The following is a 13,673-nucleotide window of genomic DNA, read 5'->3' on the forward strand; positions in this document are numbered from 1 at the left end:
GGAATCAGGTATCGAAATCGTCACGAGGCCAGCAGTCCTTTACCAATGCTTTGTAACAGCGGTTGATACGCAACTTGTAACACCGCTGACGACAGATCGGTACGTCCGGAGAGAGGCATGGCTACCACGTAAAATCTGACTCAAGAAACGCTATACGCAAATCCAGATGAAAGGTCATGGATTGTCATGAAGTGCTAAAGCGCTGTCGCCAAATGAAAGGCTGGAACTCCCCTCGCCTATAAACTCCTCATACGTTCTACGCGGCAAGCCCAGCTATTTACCGGCTCGCTCCATAACCGTGCTTTATGAGGCTGGAGCATGGCTGTGAGATGAACTCCTATCTTTAAGCCATATTTAAAGTGCGTCCAAGGAGAAAAATCATGAAAGACATGGTTATCAGAACGCTCGATTTCCTTTCGAGTCTGTTGGTCGTCCTGGCCCTAATTGTGGGTGCGTTTTCCACGTTTTCCGGACAGGGACCTTATGGTGTTCTGATTGGTGTAGGTATTTTCATTGGCGCCTGCTTTACGTGCGGGTTCTGGATGGCCTTGTCCAAGATCATTGAGAATCAAGAGCGAATGATAGTTATCAATAAACGCTTGCTCCAATCCATCGATAATCTCGACGAAAATTTATCCTCCTCAACGACTAAAACGCTTTCGAGCCGTTAGTTCGGAGCTGGCCCGGCGAAGTCTGCCGCAGCTGACTCGTAAGAGACATCGGGCTTGAGAGGGGAGTGGCGATCTTCTTCACGCTTTTCGTGCAAGTGAGATATAGACCCCTGCCCACAGGACATGCCTACGTTGTGCGTTACTTGAATGTACTCCAGCGAGTTTTTCTCACGCAAACTCTTCGGAGTGATGCCGTTGAGCCACCCCCCATAAAAAGGAAGACTGTATGAGAAAGACGTTGTTTTTGGTAATTGTGGCTACAGCAGTAGCACTTTCCGGAAATGTATATGCTCGTGGCAGTAGTTATGGCGGGCAATCTTCGTACAAATCTAGTTATTCCTATGGAAGTCGCTCTGATCATACCGTCAGTGGATATACGCGAAGTAATGGAACGTATGTCCAACCCTCCCATGCTACAAATCCAGACTCCACTAGAAACAACAACTACAGCACTAGAGGGAATATGAATCCGTACACCGGAAAATACGGCACTAAACCTCGTGATAGCAGGTAGTTATGGAGTTGCTTTACTGGTTTGACAATTCACAGCGAGGTTGACGATGAAAACGTTGTATGCAATGGCGCTGCTTGTATCGATGCTAAATAGCACAATTGCATCTGCAGATACGTTTGACGACTACGAATGCACGGATGACTGCTCAGGGCATCAAGCGGGGTATGACTGGGCCGAAGAAAAGGGGATTGTTGATGAGGATTCCTGTAGCACACCGTCTCAATCATTCAACGAAGGATGTCAGTCGTTCGTTCAAGGTGGCAGTGGGACTATCTCATCGGATGACGATGACGATGAATGAGCTATCTAATGGCTGCTTGGGCAGAGGGCACTACTGAAAGTAGCGCCAACTCCTATAAGACAGATAACTCGTCCAATTTTTTCAGACCAAAAACGACACTACCTGCGTAAAGTGGAGGCGCCTCCGATTTTTAATATTATTTCCCCGGACGATACTATTCCCATGGCGCAAGTTGAAGCGGATTACCCTGTTGTGGGATTACATCCGTTCGGTCACTGAGCAGAATCAGCGGCTGTTGATGGGGGAAAGTCGGGAAATGTTGTTCGCCGACTAGTCGGCGCTCACCACGATCGACACTCGGCGGTTCTCGGTGCGGCCTGTTGTGCTGTCGTTAGACGCCACCGGTTCGCTGCTGCCGAAACCGCGCAACTGGATGTTCTGTTCTTGCATGCCGACGGTGGTCAGCACCTTGCCGACACTTTTTGCCCGGCGCAGGGAAAGCTTTTCGTTATAGGCCTCTTTGCCTGACGCATCGGTGTGGCCATCGACCCGCACGCGCTCGATGCCAACACCCAGCAACGCCTTGCCAATGCGTTCGACGATTTCGGTACTGGCAGGGTTCAGGCTGTCGTCGTCACTGCCGAACAGGACTTTGCCGGACAGACCAAATGCCCAGCCTTCCTCGGTCAGTTCAAAACCTTGCTGTTTCAGCACGGCAATTTGCGCCGGCGTCAGGCCCTTTTGCGGGGCCGTCTGGCAGCCGGTCAATGCCAGCAAGGCCATGAACACAGTCATCGCGAAAAATCGCAGGGAACGCGGGGTCATCGAGAACAAGAAGTCAGCTCCTGGTTTGATCATCGGCGACAGGATGCTCCGACCCTGCCGTGTGTTGCGCGCCACGAGAGACGCGCTTGGCTTGGTACATGGCCGCGTCGGCGGCGTGGAGCAGAGTGCCCGGTGTGAGGCCATGATCCGGGTAAACGGCGATGCCGATACTGAGCGAGGTCAGCACTTGGGTGTTGCCCGGCAACGGGATCGGCAGTTCCATGCTGGCGAGAATCTTGTCGGCAATCCGTTCGGCGTCTTCGGTCTTGTGCAGCGGCGACAGCAGCACGGCAAACTCATCGCCACCCAGCCGCGCCACCAGGTCATCTTCGCGAAGTTGTGCACGCACGCGGGTCGCTACCGCCGTCAATACCGCATCACCGGCCGCATGACCGAAGTTGTCGTTGATCTGCTTGAACCGGTCGCTGTCGAGAAACAGCACCGCCACCCGCTCGTTGAGTTTGTTGGCGTTGCGCAACGCACGAATCAGGCGGCCTTCGAAAAAGGCCCGATTGGGCAATCCGGTGAGGCTGTCATGGTTGGCCTGGCGCGCCAGGGTTTCGTTCTCGTTTTGCAGGTGGGTCTGCCAGGATTCCAACTCGTCGAGCAAGGCATTGAAGTCGTTGCCCAGATTGTCCAGTTCGGCGATGGCGGCGGGCGGTACACGACGGTCGAATGCACGCTCGCTGCGGGCGGCGTGAGCAACGGCGGCGAGGCTTCGCAGCGGACCGGTAATCCCGCGAAGTTGCCGCCGCGCCAGATACAGTGCCACCCAGGCACTGATCGCCGTACACAGGACAATGCCCACCAGACCACTGAGCAGAAAGCGCATCAGACTGTAGCCATGCCCTATGAGCTGGATGCTGCCGATTTCGCGGCCTTGATGAACAATCGGCATACCGATGGGCTTTTCCAGAATGATCTTGCCAATCTGTGATTCGAGGTCGGAGAGCAATCCGCTTTCCGAACGCTGCCAGCGCGCCAGCAACTGCCCTTTTGCGTCAAGCACCTGGGCATCGGCGACTTCCTCGGTGGATGCGATCATCGCCAGCGCTTCCGTCGCGGCGGCTTTGTCGTTGAACACCACGGCGGCTTCAACGGTGTAATTGATCGAACGCGCAATGAGGTGCAGGTTGTGGTCGGCATAGACCCGCAACGCCAAGACGCCCAGCAGGGTCAGCGACACACTGGCCATGGCCACGCCGACCAGCGCTACGACCAGATGCCCGCGACCGATGACCGAACGCAAGGTTGGGCGAGTATCGGGTTTGAACAGGCTCATGGTGCTACCGACTTGCGGCGCGACAGCTGCAACACACTGGGGTGAATGCGCACGCCACTGCGGGCGACGGAGTCGAGATTGACCTCGAAGGACACTTGATCATCGCTGACCCGCATGCAAAACAGACTGCCGACGGTGCATTGATCGTCACTTTCGCTGATGCTCAGCACCGGATGCCCGATCAACGAGGCGAACAGCCGAGTGCGCTCATCAGCGATCAGTTTGCCGATGTACACCGCATCGCACTCCCCGACAATCGACGGATTGTCGGCCAGCAGGCGTTGCACGGTGACGGATCGGCCAGTGGCCTGGGTCGTGCCTTTGACCAGATCGTCGGTGTATTCAGTGGGGCCGACCACGCACAAACGCAGTTGCGCAGGTTCGACGGGCCAGCGGGCGTAACTGAGAATGCCGAGCACCACTTGAGTGACCGATTGGGCACGCTGGTCAGCCATGCTCGCCGGCGTTTGCGACTGCGCAAAAACGGCGCCGGACAGCCAGCAGAGTAGGCCAGCGAGCAACACTTGCTTGCCGCCAATGACGCGTCCTGTCGTCCAGGCAGCCACCTTCATGCAGTGATTCTCTTCGATCATAGCGAAATAATGTCGCACGATAGCATAGCGATGAAACACCCGCGAGGCCGCGTACTACGGTGCTTTGGACGGTTTTTTGGCGCCGGGAACTCGCGCCTCAATCGCTCGGTGTACCCCCTTCTTCCAGCTCCAGCATCAACCCGCTCAAGCGCTTGACCTTGCGTCGAACAGCCTCTTCAAATACGCCGGCGCGAGGCTCGATCAAGGTGAACCAGTGCTTGGCCCGGGTAATCCCGGTGTAGATCAGCTCCTTGGTGAGCACCGGGTTCAGGGCGTCCGGCAGAATCAGCGCAGTGTGGGCAAATTCCGAGCCCTGGGATTTGTGCACGGTCATGGCGTAGACAGTTTCGACATCATTGAGCCGGCTCGGCAGAACAAACCGCACGCCGCCCTGACCATCATTTCGCGGAAACGCTACACGCAGAACCTGTTTCCCCGCCTCAGGCCCGTCACGCTCCGGCAGTTTGAGGGCGATGCCGATGTCACCGTTCATCAACCCCAAGCCATAGTCATTACGGGTCATCAACACCGGTCGCCCTTCGTACCACTGCTGATCACTGTCGATCAGCCCGGCCTTGAGCAACGCGGCGGTCACTCGCTGATTCAAACCTTCCACGCCCCATGGGCCTTTGCGCACGGCACACAGCAACTGGAATGCATCGAAGGCTTGCAACACCTCACGCGCCCACTCGGTCCAGCGCGGATCGTCGAGCGTGCTGTCGAGCGCTGGCCGCTGATTGAGAAGAAGGCTCAAGTAGTGGCGATAACCTTGTGGTCCGTCGCCATGTCCTTCGAGCAACAAACGCTCCAACGCCCGATCGTGCTCCCCTTTGAGCGAGAGGGAAAACACGTCGTCGTGGCTTCGAGCCGCCAGTAATGTGCGGGCTTGTTCGGGTTGTTGCTGATTGACCCAGCGCGCCAGTTGCCCAATGCCGCTGCCCTCGCCGAACCGGCGCGAGTGGCGCAGCATCACGACTTGCTGGGCCAATGGATGAGTGCCTTGGGTGTCGGCCTGCAAACCACTGGTGTCCAGGTTTTCGCCACTGACCGCTTCCAGCCATTGGCGTGTCTGCGGGCTGTACCAACCGGCCTCGGCATCCCGGCACAAATCGCCCAGCACCGCACCGGCCTCCACCGATGCCAGTTGATCCTTGTCCCCCAACAACACCAGCCGCGCGTGAGCCGGCATCGCATCCAGCAGGTTGGCCATCATTTCCAGGTCGATCATCGACGCTTCGTCCACCACCAGCACATCCAGAGGCAAGCGATTACCGGCATGGTGGCGGAAGTGTCGCGTGCCGGGTCGACTGCCCAGCAAACGGTGCACCGTGGTGACCTCAGACGGGATCTGGCCGCGAACCGATTCGACGACTTCCAGGGTACGAACCTGTTGGCTGATGGACTCCGTCAGTCGGGCCGCCGCTTTGCCGGTGGGTGCCGCCAGGCGGATGCGCAGCGGTTTGCCAGCCTCCACGGCGGGCGCCTGGAGCAACGCCAGCAAACGCACCACGGTGGTGGTCTTGCCGGTTCCCGGGCCGCCGGTGACGATACTGAACGCACTGCGCGTCGCCAGGGCGCAAGCGAGTTTCTGCCAGTCGATCACGTCACCGGTTTTGGCTGAGCCGAACAAACCGGTCAGGTGCAGGGGCAAATCATTCGGCGTTGTTTCCTGTTCAGCCAGGCGCAGGCGCAGGGCATCGTCGATGCGTCGTTCGTAAGTCCAGTAGCGGCGCAGGTACAGACGCTTGCCCGATAAAACCAAGGGCCGCGATTGCGCCGCTTCACGACTGTCAGCCGCCAGGGCCACCAGCGGGCTGGAGGCCAGAACCTTGCACCAATGGGCACCGTCCAGCGCTTCAAGCAATTGCGACGGCAACACCATCGCGCCACCGTGTAGATCACCTTCAGGGGGCAGCGACAGGGCGAAATCCGGTTCTTTCAATGTTTCGAACACATCCAGGCACACATGACCGTGGCCCAGTTGGTGACTGGTCAGGGCGGCAGCGAGCAGCACCAATGGATCATCGTCGGGAGCGAGTTCATGAAGGAAGGCGACGAAGGCCTTGTCCAACGCTCGCAACCAGCCCCGTTCAACCCAGCGCGTCAGCAACAGCAACAGGTCATCGGCACGACTCAACGGTGCCAGGTCCGCCAGGCTTTCGGCCGCCAAGGGCGTGGGCAGCAAATCGGCGAAGGTACGGGTCATAGCAGTACTCCCTGTTCCCAGGCGGGTTCGGCGGCCTTGGGTTCTGGCTTGCCCTGGAACATTCGGTCCAGTTGCTCGATCAGTGCTTTGGGTGGACGGGCGAAATACACGCCTTGGCTGGCGGCACGCGTGCCACGCAAGAACAGATAGAGCGCCCCGCCAACATGCCGATCGTAGTCATAGTCGACAAGACGTGCCTTGAGTTGCCGGTGCAAGGCCAACAGGTACAACACGTATTGCAGGTCATAGCGGTTATCGAGAATCGACTGCTCCATGGCCTGTTCGGTATAGGCCGCGTCATCAACGCCCAGCCAGTTGGATTTGTAGTCGGCGACGTAGTAGCGCCCCTCGTGCTCGAAGGTGAGGTCGATAAAGCCCTTGAACATGCCGTTGAGCGTGACCGGTTCGGCAGCCACTCGGGCGACGCCGTTGTGGGTGTGCTGACGCACCAACTCATCCAGTTTGAGCACGTCGACTTTATGGCTGGCGAACCAGAACTCCATCTCGACGCGGTACTGGGTCAATTGCTCGAAGATGACCGGTGCCTGCCCGTCGCCGAGGTGCAGCGGGGACTTGAGCAAATGTTGCAGCCAATCGCTCAGCGTGGTGATCCAGCCTTCCCAGCCACGGCGGTTGCAACGGCGGGCAATGGCGTCTTCGACGGCTTGCGGGGCAGCGGCAAAACCTTCGTCACCGGCCCATTCCAGCAAGCCATGGAGAAAGGTGCCGGGATTCGGGCCACGGGGGAATCGGTGGATATCACCGCCACCGGCCATCACTTCTCGTGGTGCTTGCGGATCGAGGCGTTCGTCGTCGAAGAGCTTTTGCGCCTGCGGGCTCTCCGGGGCTTCGTCACTGCCCACACTCAAACTGTCGCCAATGCGCAAGGCACTGTAGGAGGCAATCCACCAGTTTTCACTGGCCTTGCGTTTGGGGATGCGCAGTGCGAGCAACGTCGCCTGGTTCTGCGGCGGATCGAAGAGCCCATCTGTGGCGTCGGGCATTTCAGCGTAAATCAGCGCCGGGCAATCCTGTTGCACGTCTTCCAGCCAGCGCTTCAAGCCTGCCGACTCGGCTAAAGGCAACCCACCTCCCAACAAGTAACCCAACGCTGACAAGTGCAGCACCGAGCTGTTGTTGTTGCCGCGTTTGAGATCCGCCACGCCGAGCCAGCACGCGTGTTGCGCGCGGGTCAGGGCGACATAAAGCAATCGCAGGTCCTCGGCCAGACGCTCGTCATCGGCCAGGGCAATCAATTCGGCTGTCGGCTTCAACGTCACTTGAGCCTTGCCGTCTGCGTCGTGGTAATGCAGCGGCAAACGGCTGCCATCCACCGGTTTCGCCGAACAAATGAAGGGCAGAAACACCAAGGGATACTCAAGGCCCTTGGACTTGTGGATGGTCACGACCTTGACCAATTGCTCGTCGCTCTCCAGTCGCAGGATTTGCTCTTCACCGGCCTGGCCGGACAACGCCAGATGCTCGGACAAATGACGAATCAGCGCTTGCTCGCCATCGAGCTCGGCCGCTGCCTGCTGCAGCAATTCGAACAGGTGCAGCAGGTTGGTCAGTACTCGCTCCCCGTCGCTGCGCGCGATCAATGCCTGGGGTAACTGGAAGTCATGCAGCAGGCGTCGCAGCATCGGCAGCACACCTTGCTTGCGCCAGAGTTCGCGATACCCACGAAACTGCATGACCCGGGCTTCCCAGGCCAGTTCGTCCTGATTCAATCGCTCCAGTTCGGCCAGCGACAGATCCAGCGTGATGCAGGCCAGCGCGGCTCGCAGTGGCCGCTCGGCATCGGGCTCCGCACAGGCCTTGAGCCAGGTCAGCACATCGTGAGCTTCTTGTGCGGCGAATACCGAGTCCTTGTCCGACAGATAGACGCTGCGCACACCGCGCGCCGACAGTTCGCCGCGCACCGCTTGAGCTTCCTTGCCATCGCGCACGAGGATTGCGATGTCCGCTGGCAGCAGGCCTCTGAAGTCCTTGCCATCCTCGGTGAAACCCGCTCGCCCTTGTTGTCCTGCGTTGAGCAATGCAGTGATTTCACTGGCGCACGCAGCGGCCAGTTTCTGCCGGTACACAGCACCCGACAGAGGCTGATCTGCGGATAGATGCCAGATGTTCAGGGCCGGGACCACCTGGCCTTCCACGTGCAGAACCTCGTCGCGCCCCTGGGATTGAACGGGCTGGAACGGCACAGGATTTTCGCCGTTTTTTTCCCGAAACAGAAACGCGCCGCGCCCCAGTTCACGAGACTCGGCACGCTCGAACACATGGTTCACCGCGCTGACCATGCCATGGCTGGAGCGGAAGTTGGTGCCCAGTGTATGCAGTCGACCGGTGGTGGCCTGACGGGCGCGCAGGTAGGTGTAGATGTCGGCGCCACGGAACGCATAGATCGCCTGCTTCGGATCGCCGATCAGGAACAGACCACTCTCTGGATTGTTGTCTTCGATGCGATAGATGCTTTCGAAGATCCGGTATTGCACCGGGTCGGTGTCCTGAAACTCGTCGATCAATGCGACAGGGAACTGCTCGCGAATCAAGGTTGCCAGGCGCTCGCCGCCCTCGGACTGCAAGGCCGCATCCAGGCGCAGCAGCATGTCATCGAAACCCATCTCTGCGCGGCGACGCTTTTCTTCCTCGAAACGTGCTCCGACCCAGTGAGCGGCATGCTGCAAAACGGCAGCATCGGGGGTTGGCAGTTCGTCAAGGCTGGCCTTGAGGCCGGCCATCGCGTCCAATCCTGGATGGCGAGGCGCTTCGCCCTTCCAGGCTTCGTCCATGCCATCAGGTGTCAGGCGAGTGAAGCCGGTGCTGATATCCAGTTGCTCAAGGGATTCATCTTCGGCCCAGGCTTTGATTTTTTCGAACCAGGGTTCGAAATAGCGCGCCTGCATCTTTCGACCGTCGACGCTCTTGCTCGCCACGCCCTGGTGACAAATGACAAGCAGCTCGTCCGCCCATTGGCACCAAGGCTTCTTGAGTTCGAGCAAGGCGACTCGCCGCTCCTGCAAGCATTCGCTGATCAGCTCGGCAGGCTCTTTATCTTCAACTCGGTCACGCTCACTGGCAAACAACCCTCGCACCCGCGGCAGCAACGCCGCCGGACCGCCCCAATTGCTACGCACCCAATTCAACGCATCGCCTTGCATCGGGTAACAGAACAAGCGCCAGTAATCGCGCAGGACTTCGCCCAGCAAATCGCTGTGATCGGTTTCCAGGGTCTGGGTAAACAGGCTGCCGCTGTCGAACGCATGTTCGCGCAGCATGCGCTGACACCAGCTGTGAATGGTCGAGACGGCAGCCTCATCCATCCATTGCGCGGCGATGTCCAGACGGTTTGCGCAGCCGGACCATTGTTCGGGCAGGTACTGCTCACGCAAATCAGAAATGAGGCTATCCGGCGCCTTCGTCTCATCGCGGAAAAACCGCGCGGCCTCGGCCAGGCGAGTGCGGATACGTTCACGCAACTCTTTGGTGGCGGCATCAGTGAATGTCACAACAAGGATTTGCGGCGGTAACAATTCACGCCCGAAACCGCTCGCCTCACCACCGTGGCCAAGGACGAGGCGCAGATAAAGCGCGGAAATGGTGAAGGTCTTGCCGGTCCCGGCGCTGGCTTCGATCAGTTGGCTGCCGCGCAGTGGGAATGCCAGGGCCAATGGTGTTTTTGTGGTCATCAACGAGCCTCCTCGCTGGTCAATGAACGCCAGGGGGCTTCAAGCATCGGTTTGTACAAGGCGTTGCACCAGTCGGGGAACGTTTCGTCAGCAATCAGCGCATCGAAGTCAGCAAACTGCCGGGGGAGTGCAGGGGTTTCACGGCGTTCACCGTCAGTGGTCTGGCCATCGCCTTCATAGGCTTTACGTGCAGCGGCGTCGGCTTTCAGCGGATCGGTCTGGCCAAGCCAGGCGAAAGCTGTTTTGACTGCAATTGGCAGTGGCTGACGCATACCCGCACGCCAGGCTTGCAGGAGGTGTCCCAGCGTTTGAAGTGCTGCGCCCTTCTCCAGCGGTTCCAGCAGCAGGCTGTCGTCGCTGGCGACCAGTGCGGTAGATATCGGTATGCCGCTGGCGCAGGCCACCAGATGATTGACCCAAGGCCGCGTCAAGCGGTGCCATTTACGGTTCTTGACTGAGCCAATGCTGTTGGGGATGGTCGTGACCGAGAGCAATCCGCCGTCTGCTCGTTGATGCAGACCACTGAGCCAACCTTCCAGACGCAGTCCTTCCAACTCAAGCGCCACCGGCAGAGCACTGGCAAGCGGTGTCGGCCATAGCGCCAGGAGCTGTTGATAGCGTTGCAGCAGATTCGGCAGCGGTTCGATCAATTCACGCTGCAGACATTCGCCGAAACCAGCCATGGGCAGTAGTCCGCTGTTTTGCAAGCGTTTTGCCTGATCTTCAAGTGCCTGATCGGCTTGATCAATTTTCCCTAAAGCAGCAGCCAGCAAGCTGTCGCTGAGGCTATAGCGTTGCAGCGCATCGAGAACGAAGGGTTCTTCATCGGCCAAGGGCACTTCAGCCGCCTCGAAGAACACCTTGAGCCGCTGGCTGAAAAAATGTCGCACGGGATTGCGCAGGAAATCCTGCAATTGACCAAGGCTGAGTGGCTCCTCCTGCGCGTAGGCCTCCAACACTTCGGCACCGGCCGTTTGGTCAGTGACCTGATGAAGAACTTGCCACTCATTGGCGTAGCTGAACAGCGCGTCACCTTCATGAAAGTAGCGAGCGCTGAAGGGTTGCAAAGGGTGCTCCTGAGTCATGGCCTTCAGCAGGTTCTCGCCTTCATTGCGCAGTCGCCAGCCGCTGGCGAGATGGTCACGTAACTGGCCAATCAGGACTGAGGCCGGGCGCTCACTGTTGTCGCGAATGCTGCGGCCAACCCAGCTGATGTAGAGCTGATCGCGCGCCGACAGCAGCGCCTCCAGCAGAAGATAGCGGTCATCTTCGCGGCGGGATCGATCGCCAGGGCGGTAATCACTGCCCATGAGATCGAAATCCAGCGGCGGTTGCGCGCGGGGATAGTCCCCGTCATTCATGCCAAGCAGACAAACCCGTTTGAACGGGATCGCACGCATGGGCATCAAGGTACAGAAGTTGACGGCACCCGCCAGAAAACGCTGAGACAGACGGCCCTGATCCAGTCCCGCCAGCCAGGCTTCGCGAACGACGGTTAACGGCAATTCGTCGTGTAAACCTACGGAATCGCAGGTGTCGAGCCAGGTTTCACGCAGTTCTTCGAGCTGGGCCAGCAAGTAGTCGTCGTGCTCATTGCTTGCCTGGAAGAACAGCTGCACCAGTGCTTGCAAGCGCACGCCCCACTCTTTGGGCGGTGCAGGTTGAGCCAGTTCCTGGTGGGCGATTTCCAGCGCATCCAGCAGCGCCACCAACGGCCCAATGAGTGCGGCATCCAGGCCGCCAATTTCGTCATAAGGCTCGATGCCTTCGCATGCATTGGCGTTGCCCACGGCATAACCCAGCAGCATCCGGCGCAGGCCGAATCGCCAACTGTTTTGCTCCAGCGCTTCAGGCAATCCCAAACCCGCACGCTGTTCGGCATTCATTCCCCAGCGGATGCCAGCCCCTTCGATCCAGCGATGCAGCGTTGGCAGGTCACGCTCCACGACGCCAAAGCGGGCACGTAGCGCTGGAACGTCCAGCAAGTCGAGGATCTCGCTGACAGGGAAACGGCTATCGGGGAGCTTGAGCAGGTGTTCGACAGCAATCAGCAGCGGATCGCGGCCACGCTGGCCTTGGTCCGCGAGCGTGAACGGAATGAAGCGTGGATCCTGTCGGTCAAGTTGACCGAACACTGCTCGAATATGCGGTGCGTAACTGTCGATGTCCGGGACCATCACGATGATGTCGCGGGGCCTTAAGTCAGGGTCAGCGCTGAAGCGTGCCAGCAACTGATCATGGAGAATTTCTACTTCACGTTGAGCACTGTGTGCGATGTGAAAACGGATTGATTCGTCCTGCTCCAGATCGACGGCTGGCCAACACGCGCGCGTTTCGTTCAGGGGACGTAGTTCGAGAATATCGTCCTGCAATTGGTTGAGCATGTTCTGTGGCTGATTGTCGCTGAACAGGTCGATGCGCCCATCACGAAATGCCGAACTATAGCTATTGGGGTCGTCGTAACTGTCGAGAAGATTGATGTAGTCGCGCCCCTGTTTACCCCAGGCAGCCAACAGCGGATGGGCATGCTGGTGGAGCGTTTGCGGGTCGAGCACAACCGGCATTCCGCTCTTGCGGGCCTGGCGTTTGTATTGATGCCGCAGCAGGTCTTTATCGGCGACGATGTCGGCCCAATGGTGACGACATGGGTTATGTACGCACAGCAGAACCTGACTGAAACGGGCCAGCCCGGCGAGCGCTTCGAGGGCTTGAGCCGGTAGAGAGGAAATCCCGAAAACGATCACCCGCGAAGGCAATCCGCTGGGTGCGACGTCCAGGCTGTTGATGCGTTCGATAAACCGCTGATGAACACCGGCTCGGCTTTGCGCCATGCCTTCCTCACCCACATCCAGCAATAGCGCACGCCATAATTCCGCTTGCCAGCAGTTCGCCGGGGCCAGGGGTTTGGCTTCGCCTCTGCCGTTGCGTAGTTGGTGACGGCCTTCTGCCCAGTCTTCGAGCCAGTCGGCTCGATAGACCTGGTATTGGTCAAACAGATCCGCCAGTCGTTCAGACAACTGGTAGCGCTTGCGCAGATCAGTGTCGTGGGTCAGGAAGCGCTGCAGCGGCTCGAAGTGCGGTTGGTTGATCAGTTGCGGAAGTAGCCGCATCAGACGCCAGGTCAGTGGGGCTTTATCGAGCAACGATTTGACCGGGATTTCATCCCGTCCGAGGACCATGCGATAGAGTTGCCACATGAAGCTGCCGGGTAACTGCACGTCGATGGCGGCTGCAATACCACAGCCGCCCAGGTCATCCTCTTCCGGGTCTTCGGCCAGTGCCAACTTAAGCCATTGCGCAATGCCATTGCTCTGCACCAGGGCAATTTCATTTTCCAAGGGAGCCAGCGGATATCGCCGCATGACGCTGATCACCAGGCTGCGCAGTTCATTCAGGCTGTTGCTTTGAACCACCATAAAAGCAGCATTGAGGGACGTGGCGTCCGGCATAAAGGCTTCCTTGGGAAAATACAAACGCTAGGACCGAACCTTAGCATTGTCGGGAGACGGTGACAGCCGGGAGCTGTCCGGTAATGCTGTACGAACTTTCCTGCGGGCAAAACAAAACCCCAACTGCTTTCGCAATTGGGGTTTCGGAATTTAATCTTGACGATGACCTACTCTCACATGGGGAAACCCCACACTACCATCGG

General features: G+C 58.6%; 8 protein-coding genes and 1 pseudogene. 3 read left to right on the top strand and 6 right to left on the bottom strand.

Going from position 1 to position 13,673, the window contains the following annotated elements; translation table 11 throughout:
• Positions 1-380: 380 nt before the first annotated feature.
• The 3 genes and pseudogenes from C7534_RS26140 to C7534_RS26155 form a co-directional block, all read left to right on the top strand.
• Positions 381-671, top strand: a complete 291-nt coding sequence (locus C7534_RS26140) for a hypothetical protein (RefSeq protein WP_109787503.1) — start codon at positions 381-383, stop codon at positions 669-671.
• A 560-nt stretch (positions 672-1,231) separates the two neighbouring features.
• Positions 1,232-1,486, top strand: a complete 255-nt coding sequence (locus C7534_RS26150) for a hypothetical protein (protein WP_077430930.1) — start codon at positions 1,232-1,234, stop codon at positions 1,484-1,486.
• 166 nt (positions 1,487-1,652) lie between these two features.
• A pseudogene (locus C7534_RS26155) lies at positions 1,653-1,760 on the top strand (LysR family transcriptional regulator); the annotation flags it as partial.
• On the opposite strand, the gene C7534_RS26160 reads toward C7534_RS26155, so the two are convergent.
• From C7534_RS26160 to recC, 6 genes are all read right to left on the bottom strand, one after another.
• Entirely contained in the window at positions 1,757-2,260 is a 504-nt protein-coding gene (locus C7534_RS26160; protein WP_077430932.1) for an OmpA family protein, read from the bottom strand. The pseudogene C7534_RS26155 and the gene C7534_RS26160 overlap by 4 nt on opposite strands.
• Before the next feature lie 4 nt (positions 2,261-2,264).
• Entirely contained in the window at positions 2,265-3,533 is a 1,269-nt protein-coding gene (locus C7534_RS26165; protein ID WP_109787505.1) for a diguanylate cyclase domain-containing protein, read from the bottom strand.
• Positions 3,530-4,105, bottom strand: a complete 576-nt coding sequence (locus tag C7534_RS26170) for a YfiR family protein (protein ID WP_109787506.1) — start codon at positions 4,103-4,105, stop codon at positions 3,530-3,532. Before C7534_RS26170 ends, C7534_RS26165 begins: the two co-directional genes overlap by 4 nt.
• Positions 4,106-4,223: 118 nt before the next feature.
• Positions 4,224-6,332 carry an exodeoxyribonuclease V subunit alpha gene (gene recD, locus C7534_RS26175; protein WP_109787507.1) on the bottom strand — a complete coding sequence of 703 codons (2,109 nt, stop codon included), beginning with the start codon at positions 6,330-6,332 and terminating at the stop codon, positions 4,224-4,226.
• Positions 6,329-10,021, bottom strand: a complete 3,693-nt coding sequence (gene recB, locus C7534_RS26180; protein WP_109787508.1) for an exodeoxyribonuclease V subunit beta — start codon at positions 10,019-10,021, stop codon at positions 6,329-6,331. Before recB ends, recD begins: the two co-directional genes overlap by 4 nt.
• The gene (gene recC / locus C7534_RS26185; protein WP_109787509.1) at positions 10,021-13,470 is read right to left on the bottom strand and encodes an exodeoxyribonuclease V subunit gamma; all 3,450 of its coding nucleotides are present in this window, start codon (positions 13,468-13,470) and stop codon (positions 10,021-10,023) included. The genes recB and recC overlap by 1 nt, the downstream gene beginning before the upstream one ends.
• Positions 13,471-13,673 lie beyond the last annotated feature (203 nt).

The sequence above is a fragment of the Pseudomonas sp. OV226 genome, from assembly GCF_003148705.1.
Lineage (GTDB): Bacteria > Pseudomonadota > Gammaproteobacteria > Pseudomonadales > Pseudomonadaceae > Aquipseudomonas.

What these genes read in the sequence shown, in the direction of transcription:
- C7534_RS26165 (WP_109787505.1), bottom strand. Translation starts at nt 3,533, where the DNA reads ATGAGCCTGTTCAAACCCGATACTCGCCCAACCTTGCGTTCGGTCATC.
- recB (WP_109787508.1), bottom strand. Translation starts at nt 10,021, where the DNA reads ATGACCACAAAAACACCATTGGCCCTGGCATTCCCACTGCGCGGCAGC.
- recD (WP_109787507.1), bottom strand. Translation starts at nt 6,332, where the DNA reads ATGACCCGTACCTTCGCCGATTTGCTGCCCACGCCCTTGGCGGCCGAA.
- C7534_RS26150 (WP_077430930.1), top strand. Translation starts at nt 1,232, where the DNA reads ATGAAAACGTTGTATGCAATGGCGCTGCTTGTATCGATGCTAAATAGC.
- recC (WP_109787509.1), bottom strand. Translation starts at nt 13,470, where the DNA reads ATGCCGGACGCCACGTCCCTCAATGCTGCTTTTATGGTGGTTCAAAGC.
- C7534_RS26140 (WP_109787503.1), top strand. Translation starts at nt 381, where the DNA reads ATGAAAGACATGGTTATCAGAACGCTCGATTTCCTTTCGAGTCTGTTG.
- C7534_RS26170 (WP_109787506.1), bottom strand. Translation starts at nt 4,105, where the DNA reads ATGAAGGTGGCTGCCTGGACGACAGGACGCGTCATTGGCGGCAAGCAA.